General features: G+C 74.9%; 18 protein-coding genes. 6 read left to right on the forward strand and 12 right to left on the reverse strand.

Features of this window, described 5'->3' with window-relative positions:
* Nucleotides 1–25: 25 nt before the first annotated feature.
* The gene (locus FHR77_RS13845; protein ID WP_167261012.1) at nt 26–571 is read right to left on the reverse strand and encodes a hypothetical protein; all 546 of its coding nucleotides are present in this window, start codon (nt 569–571) and stop codon (nt 26–28) included.
* Between the two features lie 257 nt (nt 572–828).
* Between FHR77_RS13845 and FHR77_RS13850 the strand changes: the two genes are divergently transcribed.
* The gene (locus FHR77_RS13850; RefSeq protein WP_167261014.1) at nt 829–1,476 is read left to right on the forward strand and encodes a hypothetical protein; all 648 of its coding nucleotides are present in this window, start codon (nt 829–831) and stop codon (nt 1,474–1,476) included.
* Nucleotides 1,477–1,514: 38 nt separating this feature from the next.
* Here the strand turns inward: FHR77_RS13850 and FHR77_RS13855 are convergent, their stop codons facing one another.
* Both FHR77_RS13855 and FHR77_RS13860 read right to left on the reverse strand, forming a co-directional pair.
* Nucleotides 1,515–3,368 carry a cation:proton antiporter gene (locus FHR77_RS13855; RefSeq protein ID WP_167261016.1) on the reverse strand — a complete coding sequence of 618 codons (1,854 nt, stop codon included), beginning with the start codon at nt 3,366–3,368 and terminating at the stop codon, nt 1,515–1,517.
* A complete protein-coding gene (locus FHR77_RS13860) occupies nt 3,368–4,033 on the reverse strand; it encodes a hypothetical protein (protein ID WP_167261018.1) in 666 nt (221 codons plus the stop codon). Before FHR77_RS13860 ends, FHR77_RS13855 begins: the two co-directional genes overlap by 1 nt.
* A gap of 221 nt (nt 4,034–4,254) precedes the next feature.
* On the opposite strand from FHR77_RS13860, the gene FHR77_RS13865 reads away from it, so the two are divergent.
* Nucleotides 4,255–4,548 (forward strand): hypothetical protein, encoded by a 294-nt coding sequence (locus FHR77_RS13865; protein WP_167261020.1) that lies wholly within the window; start codon nt 4,255–4,257, stop codon nt 4,546–4,548.
* 173 nt (nt 4,549–4,721) lie between these two features.
* Here FHR77_RS13865 and FHR77_RS13870 read toward each other — a convergent pair whose 3' ends face one another.
* The 3 genes from FHR77_RS13870 to FHR77_RS13880 all read right to left on the reverse strand — a co-directional run bounded on the left by FHR77_RS13870 (nt 4,722) and on the right by FHR77_RS13880 (nt 7,670).
* Nucleotides 4,722–6,671 (reverse strand): beta strand repeat-containing protein, encoded by a 1,950-nt coding sequence (locus tag FHR77_RS13870; RefSeq protein ID WP_167261022.1) that lies wholly within the window; start codon nt 6,669–6,671, stop codon nt 4,722–4,724.
* Nucleotides 6,672–6,871: 200 nt separating this feature from the next.
* Nucleotides 6,872–7,306 carry a hypothetical protein gene (locus tag FHR77_RS13875; protein ID WP_167261024.1) on the reverse strand — a complete coding sequence of 145 codons (435 nt, stop codon included), beginning with the start codon at nt 7,304–7,306 and terminating at the stop codon, nt 6,872–6,874.
* Nucleotides 7,307–7,355: 49 nt separating this feature from the next.
* On the reverse strand, nt 7,356–7,670 hold the full coding sequence (locus tag FHR77_RS13880) for a Dabb family protein (RefSeq protein ID WP_082514660.1): 315 nt from the start codon (nt 7,668–7,670) through the stop codon (nt 7,356–7,358).
* A 361-nt stretch (nt 7,671–8,031) separates the two neighbouring features.
* Between FHR77_RS13880 and FHR77_RS16185 the strand changes: the two genes are divergently transcribed.
* Together FHR77_RS16185 and FHR77_RS13890 are read left to right on the forward strand one after the other, a co-directional pair.
* Nucleotides 8,032–8,613, forward strand: coding sequence for an adenine phosphoribosyltransferase (locus tag FHR77_RS16185; RefSeq protein ID WP_341777387.1), 582 nt, complete (start codon nt 8,032–8,034; stop codon nt 8,611–8,613).
* A 176-nt stretch (nt 8,614–8,789) separates the two neighbouring features.
* Nucleotides 8,790–10,064 carry a multidrug effflux MFS transporter gene (locus FHR77_RS13890; protein WP_167261026.1) on the forward strand — a complete coding sequence of 425 codons (1,275 nt, stop codon included), beginning with the start codon at nt 8,790–8,792 and terminating at the stop codon, nt 10,062–10,064.
* Between the two features lie 199 nt (nt 10,065–10,263).
* On the opposite strand, the gene FHR77_RS13895 is transcribed toward FHR77_RS13890, so the two are convergent.
* Nucleotides 10,264–10,437 (reverse strand): CsbD family protein, encoded by a 174-nt coding sequence (locus tag FHR77_RS13895; protein WP_167261028.1) that lies wholly within the window; start codon nt 10,435–10,437, stop codon nt 10,264–10,266.
* A 240-nt stretch (nt 10,438–10,677) separates the two neighbouring features.
* On the reverse strand, nt 10,678–11,109 hold the full coding sequence (locus tag FHR77_RS13900) for an arsenate reductase ArsC (RefSeq protein ID WP_167261030.1): 432 nt from the start codon (nt 11,107–11,109) through the stop codon (nt 10,678–10,680).
* A 167-nt stretch (nt 11,110–11,276) separates the two neighbouring features.
* Between FHR77_RS13900 and FHR77_RS13905 the strand changes: the two genes are divergently transcribed.
* Entirely contained in the window at nt 11,277–11,759 is a 483-nt protein-coding gene (locus tag FHR77_RS13905; RefSeq protein ID WP_167261032.1) for a hypothetical protein, read from the forward strand.
* Nucleotides 11,760–11,884: 125 nt separating this feature from the next.
* On the opposite strand, the gene glsA is transcribed toward FHR77_RS13905, so the two are convergent.
* Complete coding sequence (gene glsA, locus FHR77_RS13910; protein WP_167261034.1) at nt 11,885–12,820, reverse strand: glutaminase A; 936 nt, start codon at nt 12,818–12,820, stop codon at nt 11,885–11,887.
* Between the two features lie 228 nt (nt 12,821–13,048).
* Nucleotides 13,049–14,098, reverse strand: coding sequence for a TerC/Alx family metal homeostasis membrane protein (locus FHR77_RS13915; protein ID WP_167261036.1), 1,050 nt, complete (start codon nt 14,096–14,098; stop codon nt 13,049–13,051).
* 182 nt (nt 14,099–14,280) lie between these two features.
* On the opposite strand from FHR77_RS13915, the gene FHR77_RS13920 reads away from it, so the two are divergent.
* Nucleotides 14,281–14,874 (forward strand): TetR family transcriptional regulator, encoded by a 594-nt coding sequence (locus tag FHR77_RS13920; RefSeq protein ID WP_167261038.1) that lies wholly within the window; start codon nt 14,281–14,283, stop codon nt 14,872–14,874.
* Nucleotides 14,875–15,206: 332 nt separating this feature from the next.
* Here FHR77_RS13920 and FHR77_RS13925 read toward each other — a convergent pair whose 3' ends face one another.
* Nucleotides 15,207–17,798, reverse strand: a complete 2,592-nt coding sequence (locus tag FHR77_RS13925; protein WP_208380835.1) for a glycoside hydrolase family 3 protein — start codon at nt 17,796–17,798, stop codon at nt 15,207–15,209.
* Between the two features lie 459 nt (nt 17,799–18,257).
* Nucleotides 18,258–18,782, reverse strand: coding sequence for an SRPBCC family protein (locus tag FHR77_RS13930; RefSeq protein ID WP_167261040.1), 525 nt, complete (start codon nt 18,780–18,782; stop codon nt 18,258–18,260).
* Nucleotides 18,783–18,836 lie beyond the last annotated feature (54 nt).

The following is an 18,836-nucleotide window of genomic DNA, read 5'->3' on the forward strand; positions in this document are numbered from 1 at the left end:
GCTGGTCACCTGACCCGCGCCTCCGTCAGTTGCCGGTCGCGTCGAGCAGGGCCGCGACGGCCTCGTCGACGGTGTCGTGGGTGGTCAGCGTCGTGGTGGGGGTGGCAGCCTGCCAGCCCTCGCCGGGGCGCCCGCGGAGGGAGCCGACGCGGTCGATGTAGCGACCACTGTCGTCCGTGGCCGACGACGAGAAGACGGCGAACTCCACGAGGAGGCCCGGACCCGTGGGGACGGGACTGACGACCGACCCCCGCGGGCCGGGGAACGGCTCGGTGGCGCCCACGGCTGTCATGTCGGCCACGTACGAAGCGTGCCGATCGGCCCTGATGATCTCGAGGTCGCGACCTGCCCGCCCCCGCGCGAGGCCGTCGTCGAGGGCGTCCGACTCGGAGTCGTAGACGGTCGTCCGCCCCCACGGCGACGCACGTTCGCCGGTCGCCCAGACCCGGTAACCCCCGGTGTCGCCCGTCGCGACCACGACCATGTCGGTGTCGTTCAGGTGCGGCTCGAAGATCTTCATGCGCAGGCCCTCCGCGTCGCGCAGGGCGCGGGCCTCGTCGACGGTCGTCATGCGTCAGGCCTCGAGGTCGGTCGTGTCGGTCATCTCTGTCCCCCGTCGATGGCACCGTCAGGAGCGGCGGCTCGTCGTCGATCTTGGCACTGCCTTCCGCAGGCTCAAGTTCGGGCTCGGGCTCGGGCTCGGGCTCGGGCTTGACGCTGCCGGTGGGAGGCGACAGCCTGAGCAGGACTCGGTGACGAGGCAGCGCGACGTCGCACCGCAGGGCGCCCGCCTCCTCACCGGCCACCCCACGGAACGGATGAGGGACCATGACGACGCTCACCACACGCGCCCTGGCCTGCGCGGCCACGGGCGCCGTCGCGCTCGTCCTCTCCGGCTGCGCCTCGAGCCCCGCAGAGCAGAGCCCGCCGCCCGCGTCGACGCGAGCCACAGCGGCCGCCGCCGCCCAGGAGCTGACCACCCGCACGACCGTCCTCAGCCGCGACGGCAGCGCGGCCCCGGTGCTCTGCCTCGACGTCGTCCTCGAGTCGTACCCGCCGATCTGCGACGGACCGGCCGTGCAGGGCTGGGACTGGTCGGGCCTCGAGGGCGCCGAGACCGCCGCGGGCACGACCTGGGGCCGGTACGAGGTCACCGGCACGTGGGACGGGACGGCGCTCACCGTGACCTCCCCGGCCCGACCGTGGGACGGCGTCGCCGTCGACCTCCTCACCCCCAGCTCGTCCGACACCGCAGGCACGGCAGCGTCACCGGCCGTGACCGCTGCCGTCGAGGACTACCGCGCGGCGATCGGCACCGACGGCACCGTGCTCGGCGTCGAGGAGCTCGACGGTCGGGCCCGCGTCCACGTCATCGTCGACGACGGCACCCTGCAGCGGTCGGCGGACGAGCGCTACGGCCCCGGCGTCGTCGTCATCGACCCGGCGCTCGAGCCGGCCGCCGACTCCGCGAGCTGATCCGGCGGTCCTGGGCACCAGTCCGCCGTCAGTCGCCGTCAGTCCGCGAGCCGCCCGCGCAGCGCGATCGCGATCTCCGAGGCGTCGAGGTTCGCGAGGGCGTCGGCCAGCACGTCGGCGTCGAAGAGGCCGTTGTCGCGTGCGTCGAGCAAGGCTGACCGCTGCGCCGCCAGCATCGCGAGGGTGTGCGCCACCGACGCGTCGAACGCCTCCTTCGAGCGCTCGAGCACCGGCGCCTCGGGGGCCGGCACGGCGTCGCCGCTCGCGCGCATCAGCTCGAAGATCCTCGTCCGCTCCGACTCGTTGCATTCGTGCAGCTCCGCCTCGTCGACCGGCGGCGACAGCCGCTTCAGCAACGGACCGACCGTCCCGCCCTGCACCAGCAGCGACAGCGCCGCCACCGCGAACGCGATCAGCACCAGCACCGGACGCTGCGGCGTGTCCTCCGGCAGCGTCTGCGCCGCCGCGACCGTCACCGCACCGCGCATCCCCGCCCACACGACCGCCGTCCCGTCCCGCCACCCGAGCGGCTGCCTCAGGAAGTACTCGATGTCGGCCAGGCCCTGCGTCACCCGCCTCGTGAACTGGTCGAGCGTCCGCTGCGAGGGGGTCCGCGACGACGTGCGCCGCGATGACGTGCGCCGCGACCGGGTGCGGGAGGCGCGGCGCGGGGCCGTGCGGGAGCCTCCGGAGCCGAGACTGGGGGAGGGGGACGGCGACGCGACCTCCGCGGGGGCGGGCACCGCGACTCCCTCAGGCCCGGCCTCGGCGGCGAGCTGCGACGGGCCGGAGCGACCGCGCCGGTTCATCTCGGCGAAGGGCCCGACGGCCCCCTCGGTGCGGATCTGCTCGTGCATGCTCTGCACCCGCGGCTGCATCGCCTCGGCGTGCCGCGCCCTCGCCGACAGCACCCGCAGCAGCGGCGCCACGTACGCCGCCCGCACCACGATCGTCAGCACCAGCGCGCCCACCGCGATCAGCAGCGCCGGCGCCACCCCGGCGTGGTCCTCCTGCACGTCGACCACGATCGACCGGATCTGCAGGCCCATCGTCAGGAACACCGCACCCTCGAGCACCAGCTCGACCGTGCGCCAGTTCTGCGAGTCGGAGAGGCGGTTCTGCGGCGACAGCTCGCGCGGGGCCCGCACCCCGGTCACCAGGCCCGCGACCACCGCCGCCACGAGCCCGGAGGCCCCGACGGCGCTCGCCGGCAGCGACGCCACGAAGGGCACCGCGAACGAGATCACCGTGTTGACGGTCGAGTCCGTCACCCTCCGCCGCAGCGCCAGGTTGGCCGCCCCGACGACGAGCCCGATCACCAGGGCCACGACGACCGAGTACGCGAACGTGCCGACGGCGCCCCAGACCGAGAAGGAGGCGGCGGTCGCCACGATCGCCGTCCGCAACAGCACCAGCGCGGTCGCGTCGTTGAGCAGGCTCTCGCCGTCGAGCATGGCGACCACCCGCTTCGACACCGACGTCTGCCGCACGATCGACGTCGCGACCGCGTCGGTCGGGCTGATCACCGCGCCGAGCGCCACGCCCCACGCGAAGCCGAGGTCGGGCAGCACCAGCATGAAGAAGACGCCGAGCACGAGGGCGCTCGCCACCACCAGCACGACCGACAGGCCGCTGATCGCGCCGAACTCGCGCCGGAAGTTCATCGCCGGCATCGACACCGCCGACGAGTAGAGCAGCGGCGGCAGAACCCCGGCGAGGATCAGCTCGGGGTCGATCTCGACCGCCGCGAACGCGGGCAGGAAGCTCGCGCCCACCCCGATCGCCACGAGCAGCAGGGGAGCGGCGACCCTCAGGCGCGGCCCGACGAGCGTCGCGGCCGCGATCACGAGCAGCGCGGTCATCAGCACCGCGAGCAGCTCGGTGACCTCCATCAGGCCTCGAGCAGGATGCGCAGCGCGGCGACGAGCGCCTTCACGTCGGCCCGGAGCGCGGCGGCCTCGGCCTCGAGGGCGGCGGCACGGCCGGCGGGGGCGGGGGGAGCGGGCTCGAAGGAGAAGGGAGCGGGGGAGGCGGGCTGCGGGTCGCGTGTCGGCTCCGCGTCGGGGGCGGTGTCGAGGTCGTCCTCGTCCTCGGCGTCGTCCTGGTCCAGCTCGTCGTCCGTCGGCTCCAGATCGGGCTCGGGCTCGTCCGTGTCCTCCGTCGCGGGCGCCGGCTCGGCGTCGTCCTCCGTGACCACCGACTCCTCGGCGACCGGCTCGTCCGCGTCGGTCGGCTCCGCCGCCGCGGCGTCCACCTCGTCGGCGACCGCCTGGTCGTCCTCAGCGTCCTCGCCCGCGGGGGGCGCCTCCTCGAGGGCCGGGGCGGGCTTCGACGTGCGGACGACCTGCGAGAACTTGGGGCGCGGCTTCTTGGGCGCGGCCGCGGACTCGGGCGACGCCTCCTCGACCCAGTCGGCGAGGGTCTGCCGGGGCACGCTGAACTCGTCGGAGACCACCGTGAGCACGTTGCGGTCGCCCGGGTTGGTCATCCTGCGCTGGAGGACCCGCGCGGTCGCGGCCTCCTTCGTGGCGTCGTCGTACCACTCGTCGAAAGGCATGCGCTGATTCTAGGGACGCTCCGGCGGATGGCCCGCGAGGTGCCGCCCTGCACGGGAGGATCGGTGCGACGTCACGACCGCGACGTCGACCTCCGCAGGGCCGCGGCCGTCGCGGTCGACGACTCCCTGCCCACCCCACGTCTCCCGGAGGCAGCACGACCATGGCCGCCGATCACGCTCCCGCCGGACCCCGTCGCCGGCCAGCCCGCGGGGAGCTCCTGGTGTCGTACGTCATCCTCATCTGCGTCGCGTGGATCCTCGTCGTGACGGTCTGCGTGGTCGCGTCCACCTTCTTCTACTTCCTGTACGGGTTCACCTTGTCGAACGACGGACAGAGCCCCCCGAAGCAGACTCAGCTCTTCGTCATGACCATGACGATGAACGGCGCAGTCGCCCTCGCTGCCACCGCAGCCGCCGTGGCCTACACGGTGACGACACGGAGGTCGCTGGGCTTGTGGGTACCGGCCGTGGTGGCCGAGTCGTTCACGGTGTTCTGGGCGATCGCCTTCATCTAGCGGTCCCTGCGGCCCAGACGGTGGACGCGGCTCAGCGGCGCACACCTAGAGGGCCCCGCTGATGCAGCGAGGCCCTCCGGTCGTGCGCCGGGCGGGGCTCACGGGGCCGAGGCCCCTGCCCGCCCGGCAGGTCGGTGCAGCGCGGTCAGCGCGCTGCGGTCACGGCGCCGCCGTCACTCGGCGCCGCCGTCGCGCGCGGCCCGGCGGCGGGCGCCGACCAGCAGCGCCGTGCCGAGCGTCAGCATCAGCGCCGAGCCCAGCAGCACGCCGCCGGTGCCGTCCGAGCCCGTGTAGGCCAGGCCGGAGGCGCGGGTGCCGCCGACGGGGCGGGGAGCGACGCGGTCGCCCCCGGCCGGGACGATGGCGGCGGGTGCGACGTAGGTGAACGGCAGCGCGTCGGACGCGCCTCCCGCCGTCGTCACCACGATCGTCGTGGCGCCGGCCACGCAGGCCGGGGTGACGAACGTCAGGCGCGTGCCGTCAGCGGAGACCGTGACCGCGGTGGCCGGGATCGTGACCCCGCAGATCGTCACCGTCGTCGCTCCGGGCACGAACGGCCCGCCGATCACCGTGACGGTGTCGCCGCCCGTGGTCGAGCCCGAGCCGGGGTCGACCGAGGCCGCGCCGGGCTCCGCGAGGTACGTGTAGCCGTCCTCGAGCACCGCGGCCCCGTCAGCGCCGTCCAGGACGACGTCGACCGGGCCCGCGACTCCCGCCGGGGTCACCACGGTGACGCGCGTGTCGGTGGGGGTCCCGACGATCGTCGCCGCGACTCCGCCGAAGGTCACGTCCGTCACGCCGGCGAGGCCGGTGCCCGAGACGACCACCGTCTGGCCGCCCGCCGTGGGGCCGGCCGTCGGCGAGATCGAGACGACGGCGGGGCCGCCGGGGCTCACGTAGACGAAGGGGCTCGGCGCGGTCGTCGTCACTCCCGCGGGGGCGGTGAGGACGACCTCGGCGACGCCGGTGCCGGCCGGGCTGGTCACCACGACCTGCGTGCCGTCGGGCGAGACCGAGACGACCGTGCCGGGGGTGCCGTCGAACGTGACGCCGGTGATCGTGTCGAGGCCGGTGCCCGTCAGGGTCACCGTCGTGCCCCCGACGGCCGGGCCCTGCGTCGGGTCGATCGCCGTGATCGCCGGCGCGACGTACGTGTACGCGAGCTCGGCGCTGCCCGCCGTCGGGTCGGTGACCGTGACGGTCACCGGGCCCGCGGGGGAGGCGGGGGTCGTCGCCGTGAGGGAGTTGCCGTCGGCGGCCACGGTCACCGCGGCCGCCGGCAGCGTGCCGAACGTCACGGTCGTGTCGGGCGTGAAGCCGGTGCCCGTGATCGTGACGACCTGGCCGCCGCTCGTCGGGCCGACGACCGGCGTGATGCCCGTCGCCGTGATCTGCGCGGCGGCGCCCGCGGTCGGCGACTCGCACGCCGCCGAGGCGAGGGTGACCGTGCCGAGCGGCACGTCGACGATCTGCGTGTCACCGACGGTGCCGCTGAGGGTGAGGGCAGCGACGATCGACGTGGCGGTCGCGCTGCCGAACCGGGCCTGCTCGACGCGGCTGACGTCGACGGTCAGCGTCGCACCGAGCAGGTCGCCCGCCAGCGCGGCGCTCGCCGAGACGGTCGGGGTGGTCGCGTCGAGGGTCGCCGCGGTGCCGAAGAGGGTGAGGCCGACCAGGCCGGCGTCCGCGGTCGTGCCGCCGCCGCCGACCGGGCAGGTCACGTCGGCCGTGACCGCGTCGGCCGTCAGCACGTCGATGCCGAGCAGCGACACGGCGGCGCCCGCGACGTCAGACGACGCCGACGAGCCGGTGGTCGTGCTGGAGGCGCGGGTGCTGACCGCGCCCACGGTCACCTCCCCGCCCTGGACCGTCGCGAGGGTCGACCCCTGGCTGTCGAAGGCACCGGGCGCGCCGCCCGTGCCGGCGGTGACGAGGCCGACGGCCGCCGTCGCATCGAGGGCGACGAGGCCGGGGACGGTGCCGGTCAGCGCGACGCCGGCGCCGAGGGCCGAGGCGTCGCCCGGAGCGGCGGAGGCTGGTGAGGCCAGGAGGACGGACGAGCCGAGGACGAGGCCGGCGGTGACGCCGATGGCCGCGGTCCGCGAACGCAGGACAGAACGCATGTGTTGCTCCTTCGCAACAGGGTGCCCCTGATCGGCACCGGTCCGCCGAATCTAAGCTTTTCTCACGGTGTCGTCACCCCCAGTGCGAGGGTGACCGGTGCGGTCTCGTTTCCGCGGGTGCGCGGATGCGCGGATGTGCGGATGTGCCGATGCGCCGATGCGCGGTCGCGCTGGCCGGGCTGCCGCAGGGCCTGCGGGAGCTAGCGGTCGGCCGCAGGCGCGAAGCAGCGGGCGAGCAGCCGCGCGCTGGCCAGCAGCAGGACCGCGAAGGCCGTCTGGTTCACCGCACCCCACACCGGGATGCCGCCGACCACCGCGATCACCGACCAGTTCACGGCGATGTCGACGAGGATCACGACCAGCCCGAGCACGACCCCCGCGCGTCGCCGGAGCAGCAGCAGCACGATGACGAGCGGGTCCCACAGCGTGAGCGAGACCCAGAAGGCCCGGAGAGCGGGGTGGAAGTCGGCGTAGACGTCGGCTCCTCCGACGCCGAGGTCGGCCACGTGCGTCGTGGTGCCGACGGCGAAGCCCGCGATCCAGAGCCACCGGAGGAGCCGGGCGGCATGGTGGCGAGGCGCCGGGGCTGGGGCCCGCGGGTGCGCGGGGCCGGGAGGCGGGGTGACCGGCTGCACGGCGTGAGCCTGGCCGGGGTCTCGACCCGCGCCTCCTCGGGGCCTCGGGCTACGCGGCGACGTCGAAGACGACGATGCGGGCCGCGGACTCCTGCAGGAACGTCGCGACCTCGACGTGCTGGGGGTCGGGCAGGTAGCCGTCGAGGGCCGCCTTGTCGCGGAAGTGCACCGCGAGCATCCAGTCGAACCCGCCCTGCAGGTCCTCGTCGCCGATGTTCGGGCCGCTCGTCACCGAGAGCACGCCGTCGATCGACGTGAGCTTCTCGGTCGACCGCGCGCTCGCCTGCTCGGCGGTGTCCGCCCCCGCGGACTCCGCCCACTCGACCAGCACCACGTGCACCACTTCTCCTGCTCCGAACGCCATGGGTCTCCCTCTCGTCTGCGGCGCCGACTCGCTCGGCGCCTCCGTCGATCCTGCGCCTCCCGCCCGGACGGCGGCAGGGAGCGCGCGTCCCCCCTCGCCGCTGCACCTGCACCTGCTGGCCGGCGGGAGTCGCGGGTCGGCCCGCGCAGGAGAACCACGTCCTCGCACGCGAACCAGGCCGCGGCGTGGTTCGCGTGCGACGACGTGGTGCCTCTCGGGTCGGGCACCCCGTTCTCGCACCGGCACCCCGCCGCGGCGGGGTTCGTGTGCGAGGACGGGGTGTGCGGCGGGGGGCAGGCCGCAGCGGGCAGCACCGGCCGGGTCACGCGAGCCCGGCGCCCCGCCCGTGCCAGGATCGACCGTGACCGACCTGCAGCAGCGACTCCGCGACTCCTTCCGCTGGCGGGGCGACCGCACCGACTGGACCTCCGGCGCCGATGTCACGGGCTGGTGGCGCGACCCGGTCGTCGTCGCCGAGATCGGCTCGGCGCTCGCCGCGCTGCACGGCGCCGACGGAGCCCCCGGCGCCCCCGGAGCGCCCGGCACCCACGACGCCCCGACCGTCGTGCTCGGCCCGATGTCCCGCGGGAGCCTGCTCGGCGTGCTGACCGCCCGCGCCCTCGGCGTCGGCTTCGTCGAGGTCCGCAAAGATCCGGCCCCCCTCGCCGACAGCGACGCCTGGTGGCTGACCACCACCGCCCCCGACTACCAGGACCGCCACCTCACGCTGGGCGTCCGCCGCTCGCTGCTGAGCTCCGGCGACCGCGTCCTCTTCGTCGACGACTGGATCGAGACCGGCGCCCAGGCCGCCGCCTCCCGCCGCCTCGTCGAGATGAGCGGTGCCCGCTGGCTCGGCGCCGCCCTCGTCGTGGACGGCCTCCGCGAGACGCGCCCTCGCCGCGAGCTCGGGGTGCGGGCGCTGCTCCACGTCCGCGAGCTGTAGGAGTCGCGGGCCGGCCGGCCGCACCGGTCACCACCGCGCAGCCCGTGCAAAGACGTGGTGCGTCTCGGGTCGGGCACCCCGTTCTCGCACGGGCACCCTGCCGCGGCGGGGTGCCGGTGCGAGGACGGGGTGCGCGGCGGGGCAGGAGGCGCCCGCCCCGACTACCGTGGGCCCGGATGAGCGACGACGACGTCACCCGCCCCGGCGGCCCGCCCGGCCCCGGCGACCCTCGCGACCCCGCCGGCGACCCCGCCCCGCGCTGGGCGCCCCGCCGCGGCGCCGTCCTCACCATCGGCCTCATCGTCGGCATCTCGCCCTTCGCGACCGACATGTACATCCCCGGCCTCCCGGCCATCGCGGCCGACCTCGACGCCTCGACGGCGCAGGTGCAGCTCAGCCTCACCGCCTTCCTCGTCGCGTTCGCCGTCGGCCAGATCGTCGTCGGGCCGCTCAGCGACGGATCCGGCCGGAGGCGCGTCCTCCTCGCCGGGACCGCCCTCTTCGCCATCGCCTCCCTCGCCTGCGCCCTGGCCCCCGACTCCACCACCCTCGTGCTCGCCCGTGTCGTGCAGGGCCTCGGCGGCGCCGCCGGCAGCGTCGCCGCCCGCGCCATGGTCGGCGACTCGACCACCGGCGTCGCCCGCAGCCGCCTCTTCGCGACCCTCGCCGCGATCAACTCGGTCGGGCCCGTCGTCGCCCCGCTCATCGGCGGGCTCGTGCTCGCGGCGGGGTCGTGGCGCGCCACGTTCGCGCTGCTCGCCGTGCTGGGCACCGGGCTGACCGTCGCGGCGTGGCGACAGCTGCCGGAGACCCTCACCGCGCCTCCCCCCGGCGGAGCCTCGCTCGGCGCCTCGCTGCGCCGCATGGGCGGGCTGCTCGGGATCCCGCGCTTCCGCTGGTACCTCGTCACCGGCTGCGCCGCGACGATCGGCTTCTTCTCGTACATCTCGACGTCGTCGTTCGTCTTCCAGCAGCAGTACGGGTTCAGCGAGGGGCTCTACACGCTCGTCTTCGCCTCGAACGCGTCGTGCATGATCGCGTCGACCCTCGTGTTCCGCCGCCTCGTCGGGCGCTTCGCCGAGGACCGCCTCTTCACGATCGGCCTCGCCACCTGCACCGTCGGGTCGGCGCTCGTGCTCGTCGGGGCCGTCTCCGGGGCCGGGCCGGCGCTGATCTGGCCGGCGCTCGCGCTCGTGACGGCGGGGTGGGGCTGGGTGATCCCGGGCTCGATCACGCTGACGCAGGCGCTCGGGCACCGGGCCCCCGGCACGGCGGCGGCCCTGGTCGGCGGCCTGCAGTTCGGCCTCGGCGGCGCGGCCACCCCACTCGCCGGCGCCCTCGGCGGCACGGCCGTCGCGATGGGCGGGCTGATGCTCGGCTTCATCGCCGTCGGGCTCGCGGTGCAGCTGTGGGCGTCGCGGCCCGGTGCCCCGCAGGGCGACCGGGGGTAGGAGTCGCGGGCCAGGAGGCGTGGCGGGGTCCGGCCCCGCAGGGCCGAGTGGTCACGATGTGCTGCTCACGCGGGCGCGGAAGCGCAGATCGCGACCACTCGGCGGTACGCCGGGCGCGCCCGGCACGGCGGAGGGCCCGGCGTCTGCGACGACGCCGGGCCCTCCGGGCATCCGGTGCGCGAGCACCGGGGGAGCGGGACTAGTGGTCCGTCGCGTCCTTGGCCTTCTCGGTGTCCATGCGCGCCTCGCTCATGGCCTGGTCCTTCTGGCCCTGGTGCGTGAGCTCGGCGTCGTCGGTCTTCTTGCCGACGGCCTCCTCGGCGTGTCCGGCGACCTTCTGAACTGCGTCCTTTGCCTTGTCTCCGAGCGACATGACGTCTCCTTCGTGAAGTGGGTGCCGACGGACGTCGGCTGTCCTGGACGCTAGGCCGGGCGGAGTCGCGGGGCCTGTCTGCCCGGCAGGTTCACAGCCCGGGTGCGTCCGGTGGCCATGAGCGGGGCCCGGGCCGCGCCTGGTGCGGCGGCGTGCGGCGGCGCCGAGTGGTCGCGAACTGCTGCTCCCCGGGCTCGGGAGGAGCAGACCGTCACCACTCGGCGCGCGCGGCGGGGCGGGTCAGGCGGGGGCGATCTCCGCGACGAGCTGCTCGACGCGTCGACGGATGTCGTCGCGGATCGGACGCACCTCGTCGAGGCCACGGCCGGCCGGGTCGGTGAGCTCCCAGTCCTCGTAGCGCTTGCCCGGGAAGACCGGGCACGCGTCGCCGCAGCCCATCGTCACGACGACGTCGCTGTCGCGCACCGCCTCGGTCGTCAGCACCTTCGGCTGCGCCCCGGCGATGTCGACCCCGACCTCGGCCATGGCGGCGACGGCCACGGGGTTGATCTGGTCCTTCGGCTCGCTGCCGGCCGAGAGCACCTCGACGCGGTCGCCCGCGAGGTGCCGCAGCCAGCCGGCGGCCATCTGCGAGCGACCGGCGTTGTGCACGCAGACGAAGAGCACGGCGGGGCGCGCAGTGGTGGCGGGGGAGTCGGCGGCGTCGGTCATGGTGGTCTCCAGGGTCGGGTCGGGGTCGGGGGCGGGCCGATGATACGGGGCGCAGGTGTCTCGACGGCTCGGGCTTCCCTGCCCGGCTCGACCTGCGCCTCCCTCGGGGGCCCGGCCCGCGCCTCCCCGGGGTGGCGCTCCCGGGCGAGAGGGCGCACCATGGCGTGATGCGATCCGACCGAGACCTCACCTCCGTGTCCGAGCCCGCTCGCCCCGCCGTCGTCGACCGGGTGCGCGAGAGCCTCGACGACGCGGCCGCCCGCCACGGAGGGCGCGTGCGCGTCACCCACAGCTACGTCGCGGCCCCGCAGCCGGGAGGCGCGGGTCGCGTCGCCGGCTGGCAGTCACGCGTGCAGGTGGCCGGCGTCCGTCGTCGCCCGGTCGACCTCTGGTGCGCCGTCGACGCCCGCGACCTGATGGTGCTCGGCGGGGCCGACCTCGCCGGCTGGCGCCTCGACGACCCCACCGCCGAGCGCGAGTGCCGCGCGGCCCTCGGCCAGCTGGTCGACGACTTCGTCGCCGGGCGCCTGCCCGTCGACCGCACGTCGGAGCTCGCCCGCACGGGCGCCGTCGTCACCCTGCTCGCGACGGCGGCCGCCGCGACGGCGCTCGCCGTGGCGTCGGTGATCGCGGGGCGCGGCAAGCGCTGAGCTGAGCTGGGCTGAGCCGGTCGGGGCCGAGTGGTCGCGATCTGCTGCTCCCGGGGCCCCCGACGAGCAGTTCGTGACCACTCGCCGCCGCCGTGCCGCATCGCGTCGCGCCGCCGCGCCGCGCCCTACGACGCGAACGCGTGCAGCCCGAGCTCCCGGCTCAGCGCCGCGCTCGCGGCGGCCCCGCGCACGCTCGTGCCCTGCCCGTCGAGGGGCGGGCTGACGACCGCGGCCCCGAGCACGCGGGGAGCTGAGAGCACGATCGCTCCCGAGACGCTGGACTTGGCGGGCACGCCGACCTCGCGCATCCACCGCCCCGACCCGTCGTAGACGCCGCACGTCGCCATCACCGACACCACGTCACGGGCGACGGCGGCGTCGACGACCTGCACGCCGGTCACGGGGTTGCGCCCGCCGAGCGCGAGCGTCGCGCCCATCACGGCGAGGCACCCGGCGTCGACCAGCACCGCGCACGAGCGGGCGTAGGCCTCGACGGCGTCGTCGGCGGTGACGTGCAGCGTGCCCTCGGAGCGCATCAGGTGCGCGAGCGCGTGGTTCCGGTCGCCGAGCAGCTGCTCGGAGCGGCTCACGTCCTCGTCGACCTCGAGGTCGCGCCCCGCGAAGGCGCTGAGGCCTCGGAGGATGCGCGCGGCACGCCCGTCGGCGTCGCCGCCGTCGACGAGGGCGGCGGTGAGCAGGGCCCCCGCGTTGACCATCGGGTTCGGCGGGCGGCCCGTGCCCGCCTCGAGCTCGAGCGCGTCGAAGGCCTCGCCGGTCGGCTCGATGCCCACCCGGTCGAGGGCGTCGCCGCCGGTGTCGGCGAGGGCCAGCGCGAACAGGAACGGCTTGACCGCCGACTGCACCGAGAACGAGGCGCCCGCGTCGCCCGCGGTGCGCACCCTGCCGTCGGGCAGGGCGAGGGCGACTCCGAGCAGGTCGGGGTCGGCGTCGGCCAGCTGCGGGATGCTGTCGTCGACCTCGCCACCGGTCGTCCCGCGCACGCGGCGCAGCAGGTCGTCGAGGTCGAGGTCACGGCGCCGGGCGTCGTCGGGGGAGGGCATGCGACCAGCCTGTCAGCGCCGGCCCGCGGCGGTCCGGTCGGGCGCCGTGCGGGAGGCGCGGGGCGGGCCCGCGGGACGGGGTGCGGGAGGCGCGGGGCGGGGTGCGGGAGGCGCGGGGCGGGCCCGCGGGACCACGTGCGGGAGGCACGGTGCCGGCCTGGGCCGACCCGCGCCTCCCGGGGGTGCGTGCGGTGCGTGCGTGCGGTGCGGATGCGCACCGCCGCGACGTCAGTGGCGGCCGGCGCCTCCGTCGGCGTGGTCGTCGTGCGCGTGGGTGATGGGCTCGCCCTCGACGCGCTCGCGCTTCGCCTTCTCGGCGTCGCCACGGGTCTTGGCGAGGCTCGCGACGGTGGCGACGGCGATCGTCAGGCCGATGAAGAGCAGCGAGAACCAGATCGGGATCTCGGGCACCCAGAGCAGCGGCTCGCCGCCGTTGATGAAAGGCACCTCGTTGACGTGCAGCGCGTGGAAGACGAGCTTGAGGCCGATGAAGGCGAGGATGACCGCGAGGCCCTGCGACAGGTAGACGAGGCGCTCGAGCAGGCCGCCGATGAGGAAGAACAGCTGGCGGAGGCCCATCAGCGCGAAGGCGTTCGCGGTGAAGACGATGTAGGGCTCCTCGGTCAGGCCGTAGATGGCCGGGATCGAGTCGAGCGCGAAGACCAGGTCGACGAAGCCGATCGCGATGACGCAGAGCAGCAGCGGGGTGACGAAGCGCTTGCCGTCGATCTTGGTCGTGAACTTGTCGCCGGCGAACTCGTCGTGCACCGGCAGCACCCGCCGGGCGATCTTGACGAAGGCGTTGTCGGCCGCGTTGCCGCCGTGGCTGCCCTTGATCTGCTGGTACGCCAGCACGAAGAGCAGGGCGCCGAAGATGTAGAAGACCCAGGAGAAGTTCTCGATCAGCGCGGCGCCCGCGGCGATGAAGCCGGCGCGCATGATGAGCGCGATGACGATGCCGATCATCAGCACCTTCTGCTGGTAGATGCGCGGCACGGCGAAGCCGGTCATGATCAGCAGGAAGACGAAGAGGTTGTCGATCGACAGCGCCTTCTCCGTGAGGTAGCCCGCGAAGTACTCGCCGCCGTAGCCCCAGCCGCTCGTGAACCCGATGCCGACGCCGAACAGCAGCGCGAGGCCGATGTAGAAGGCCGACCAGCGGGCGGACTCGCCGATCGTGGGCTCGTGCGGCTTGCGCACGTGGGTGAAGAACTCGTAGACGAAGAAGGCGATCGTGACGCCGATCGTGATGAGCCAGGTGGTCAGGGTGATGTTCACGGGGTGCTCCGCGGGTCTCGGGCAGGGTGCGGGTCGACGTCCGTGCGGGCGCGCGGACGGGGAAGGGCGGGTGTTCTGCTCCTCGACAGTAGGTCGGAGGCGCTGTCAGCCTGCTCGCAGGCAGCCCCCAGCCTCCTGAGAAGCTGCAGTGCCTGCACGGGCGCGTCCCCTACCGTGGCCTCGTGACCACCGCACCCGGGCCCGTGCCGAACAGCCGCGGCGTGCGCCGTCGGAAGGACATCCTCGACGGAGCCCGCGCCGTGTTCGCCGAGGTCGGCTTCCGCGGAGCGACGATGGCCGCGATCGCCGCCCGCGCCGAGGTCACCCACGCCGGGCTGCTCTACCACTTCGCCACGAAGGAGGACGTGCTCGAGGCCGTCCTCGCCGACGGCAGCGAGCGGGGCCGCTCGATCGTCGAGGCCGGGCGCGAGGGGGCGGACCACCTCGAGGCGCTCGAGCAGCTCGTGGCGCTGAACGCCTCCGACCCGGGGTGGTCGCGGCTCTTCTCGGTGCTGCTCGGCGAGAGCGTGTCGCCCGGGCACCCGCTGCGCGACCGCATGGCCGAGCGGTACGACGGCATCTCGGCCTCGCTCGCGGCGCACCTCCGGTCGCTGCGCACGGAGGGCGGTGCGTGGTCGGACGACGACCTCGACGGGCTCGCCCGCGTGCTGCTGGCCGTGATGGACGGGCTGCAGTTCCAGCAGCTGACGGGCGCCCGGTCGCACATGACCGACGACTTCGGGCTGCTCGTCGAGGCGGTGCGCCGCTCGCTCTGAGGGCTGTGCGCCGTGTGCCGTGCGCCGCTGCGCGGCCGGGACGCGGGAGTCGCGGGTCGTGACGGCGCCCCGCCCCGGCAGAGAAGAAGTGACGGTCCAGAAAAGCCGATCGACTCTGGGGTGGAGGAGCGGGTGCCGGTCGGGTCCTGCGCGGGCGTCGTCCTCCACTCTGGAGTGGATCAGCGATTCCAGACCGTACTTCCGGAGCCGGAGCCGGAGCCGGAGCCGTAGCCGCGGCCCCCTCCCCCCGCAGACGACCGACGCCGACCGTGCCCGAGGGCAGCGGCCGGCGTCGGCGGTGGTGAGCTGGGGCCGGAGGCGGCCCCGGGTGCCTAGCTCGCGCCTCCGGCAGCCCTGCGGCGGCGGATCACGACGAGTGCGAGGCCGAGCAGCACGAGCAGCGCTCCTCCGACGATGCCGGGCAGGGCGTCGCTGCCGGTGAAGGCGAGCGGGGTGCCGTCGGCGGCGGTCGCTCCCGAGACGACGCGGAGGTCGTCCCAGCCGTACAGCGATCCGTCGGCGGCCTGCACCACGACGCGGTGCGTGCCGAGCGTCGTGCCGGCCGGGATGGTCACCTGCACGCTCCCGTCGACCGAGGCCGTGGCCCGGGCCAGCACGACGGGCTCCGAGTGCAGCCAGACGGCCACCTCACGCCCGGCCCCGGCGGCGCCGAGGTCGACCGTGATGCGCTGGCCGCGCTGGGCCGTCGCCGGCACCGACACGGAGCCGCGGGCGGCCTCGGTCAGCTGCGCGTCGGGCACCGGGACGGTCGTCCCCGTGCCGGGCGCGGGCGAGGGCGACGGAGCGGGCGTGCCGGGGCCGCCGGGCGTCCCGGGGGTGCCGGGCTCGCCGGGGCCGGGCGTGGGCTCCCCGCCCGCGTCGCCGTAGTTGAGGCCGAAGCCGTAGGCGAAGAGCGGCGTCGCCGTGTCGTTCGGCACGTCGGGCAGCTGCGCGTCGACCTCGGCCATCGACGAGGGCAGCTCGAAGGGCAGGCGCCCCTCGGGCTCGGCGGCGCCCGTGACCACGGCGAGCAGGGCCTCGTCCGAGACGCCGTACGCACCCAGGACGGCGTCGCTCGACTCCACGACGTTCCCCAGCACGAGCGGGCGCGACAGCTGCGGCACGGCGATCGTCAGGGCGCCGGCGGCGTGCGCCGCCTGCAGGGCCTGGAAGTCGGCCTCGGTGCCGGTGAAGTCGAGGTCGGTGAGGTCGTCGCCGCCGCGCGGGTCGGTGAGGCGCACGATGGCGACGTCCGCCTCCTCGGGGGTCGCGACGGGCGTCAGGCCGGCCGCGGTCGCGGCCTCGGCGGAGACCCCGGAGAGGTACGCGGTCGTGCCGGGCGCGACGGCGCCCTCGGCGTCGCCGAGCGGCAGGGCCGCGGCGCCGGTCGCGGGCACGACGTCGTTCGACAGCAGCGTCAGCGACCGGGCCTGGTCGTCGAGGGCGACCGCACGGGAGGCGGCGCTCCCGACGATCTCGTCGGCGGCGGCCGGGTCGACGTACGGGTCCTCGAAGAGGCCCAGCTGGAACTTCTGCGAGAGCACGCGCTGGGCGGCCTCGGAGACGCGCTCGTCGCTGAGCAGCCCGGTCTGGACGGCCTCGACGATGTACTGCGGCTTGTCGCTGCCGCCGATGATGTCGACGCCCGCGTTGATGGCGCTGGCGTAGCGCGCCGGGAGGCTCAGGCCCTCGACGCCCCACGGCATGCCGGCGCCCCAGGGGCCCACGAAGGAGGCGGGGGGACGGTTGTCGAGGCACGCCTGCGGGCAGTCGTTGGCGATGCCCCAGTCGCTCGTCACGACGCCGTCGAAGCCGTACGTGCCGCGCAGCAGGTCCTGCAGCAGGAACTCGTTGTGGCCGGCGCCGACCTGCTCGATCGGGCCCTGGCCGGGGACGACCTCGAGGTCCTTGAGGATGGAGTACGTCGGCATGATGCCCGCCGCGTCGACGTCGAACGCGCCCTCGTAGGGCACGACGTGCTCGGCGAAGTCGCCGCCGGGGAAGGCCGCGTAGCGGCCGTAGTAGTAGTGGCTGTCGTAGCCGTCGACCTGGGCGCCGTAGCCGACCCAGTGCTTGACGACCGTGGCGACGCCCTCGTCGGTGATGCCGTCGGTGCCGCCCTGGAGGCCCTCGACGTAGGCGCCGACGTGGTCCTTCACGGTCTCGCCGACGGAGCCGAAGGTGCCGTTCTGGCGGGTCCAGCGCGGCTCGGTGCTGAGGTCGGCCTGGGGCGAGAGCGCCTCGGTGATGCCGACGGCGCGGTACTCGTCACCGATGATCTCGCCCATCGCGAGCGTCGCGGCGGGGTCGCCCACGGCGCCCATGCCGATCGCGTCGGGGAAGGGCGTGAAGTCGGCGTTCGAGACCGTCTGGCCCTCGGTGACGCTGAAGCCGTTGCGGGGGTCGGTGCTGATCTTGAGCGGGATGCCGAAGGGCTCCGCCTCGGCGGCCTCCTGCAGCTGGTTGTGCTGCTCGGCGAGGGCGCCCGCACCGATGCTGAGGCGCGAGATGTAGGTCGAGATGTGGCGGTCGCGCAGCAGCGGGTCGAAGGCGGCGCGGTCGTACGTGCCGCGGCCGGTGAGGCTCGCGTGCATCAGCAGCCCGGCGCGCTGGTCGAGGTCGAGGCGGGCGACGAGGTCGGAGGCGCGCTCGTCGGCGGTGAGCCGCCAGTCCTCGTAGGGAGTGAGGTCGCCGCTGCGGTCGAGGTCGCGGAACTGCAGCCCGTCGACGGTGATGATCTCGGTCGAGCGGGACTCGAGGGTCGGCTGAGCAGCAGCTGCTGCCCCCGGGCCGGCGGCCGGGTCGGCGGCGAGGACGGCGGGTGCCGGCGTCGCGGCCAGGGCGAGCGAGGCGACGAGCGCCCCTCCCGCCGTCACGCCGAGTGCCCGGCCCCTGCGGCCGGCACCGTGCGTCAGTGATCGCATGTCTACTCCTTCGTAGGCTCGCCCCTCCCCCATCGGAGGGGCACAGCTGAGCTAAAGCCCCCGTTCGGTTTAAGTCAAGCCGACTTCAGGAAGTTGCGCTGCGCGGGGGTGCGGGGGTGCGGGGGTGCGGGGGTTGGGGGTGGGTGGGGTGAGGGTCGGAGCGGCCGGCCGAGGAAGCTCGATCCACTCTGGAGTGGAGGAGCAGGGCGGGGGTGCGAGATGCGAAGGGTCTGATGTTCCACTCTGGAGTGGATCGGCGATCCTGGACCGTGGTTCCCGGGCGGCGCGATGAGGCGCGGAGCCGGGGCCGGACTCGGGGAGCTGCGATCGGCACCCCGTGCCGACAGTGAGGGCGGGAGTGCGGGCGAGAGCGACCCGGGCGGGCGGTCACGAGTGCCCGTCCGGCTCGGACTCGCCCGTCGTCACGGCCGCGCTCCTGCGAAGGGCCGCCGGGCGCCCTCAGCCGCGGCGGTCGAGCTCGTGCGCGATGCCGCGCAGCACCCTCGCCATGTACGGCCCCCAGAGCAGCCCCACGATCAGCCGCACCACGAGCCCGGCCCCCCGCCGCGCCCGGAACGTGTAGCGCCACGAGATGCGCGTGCCGCGGCCACGGGTCGACCCGTCGCTCGCTCCTCCGGCGCTGTACCACCACTCCGCCCGCCCGCTGCGGACGAGCAGCCGCAGCGGCCCGCGGAAGTCGCTCAGCTCGTACGTGAACGCCCCGACGCGGTCGGCCGGCCCGGTGCCGGGCGGGTCGACCTCGACGATCGTCTCGGTGACCGAGCCGCCGTCCGACAGCTGCAGCCGACGCGTCTGGCCGGGCGTGCCCCAGCCGCCCGTCTGGTCGTGCACGGCGACGACGCCCGGCAGCGGGCCCGACCGGGGGTAGAACCCCACGGGCGTCAGGGGAGTGCCGATGTCGAACGCCCGGTCGACCGGTGCGGTGGTGACGGCCTCACGGGTCGCGCTGACTGTCGTCGTCATGGGCAGGGATTCGGAGTCGCGGGCCCGGTCGACTGGTCGGTCTCGCCCCCGGCC

The organism is Frigoribacterium endophyticum, from assembly GCF_011759585.1.
GTDB lineage: Bacteria > Actinomycetota > Actinomycetes > Actinomycetales > Microbacteriaceae > Frigoribacterium > Frigoribacterium endophyticum.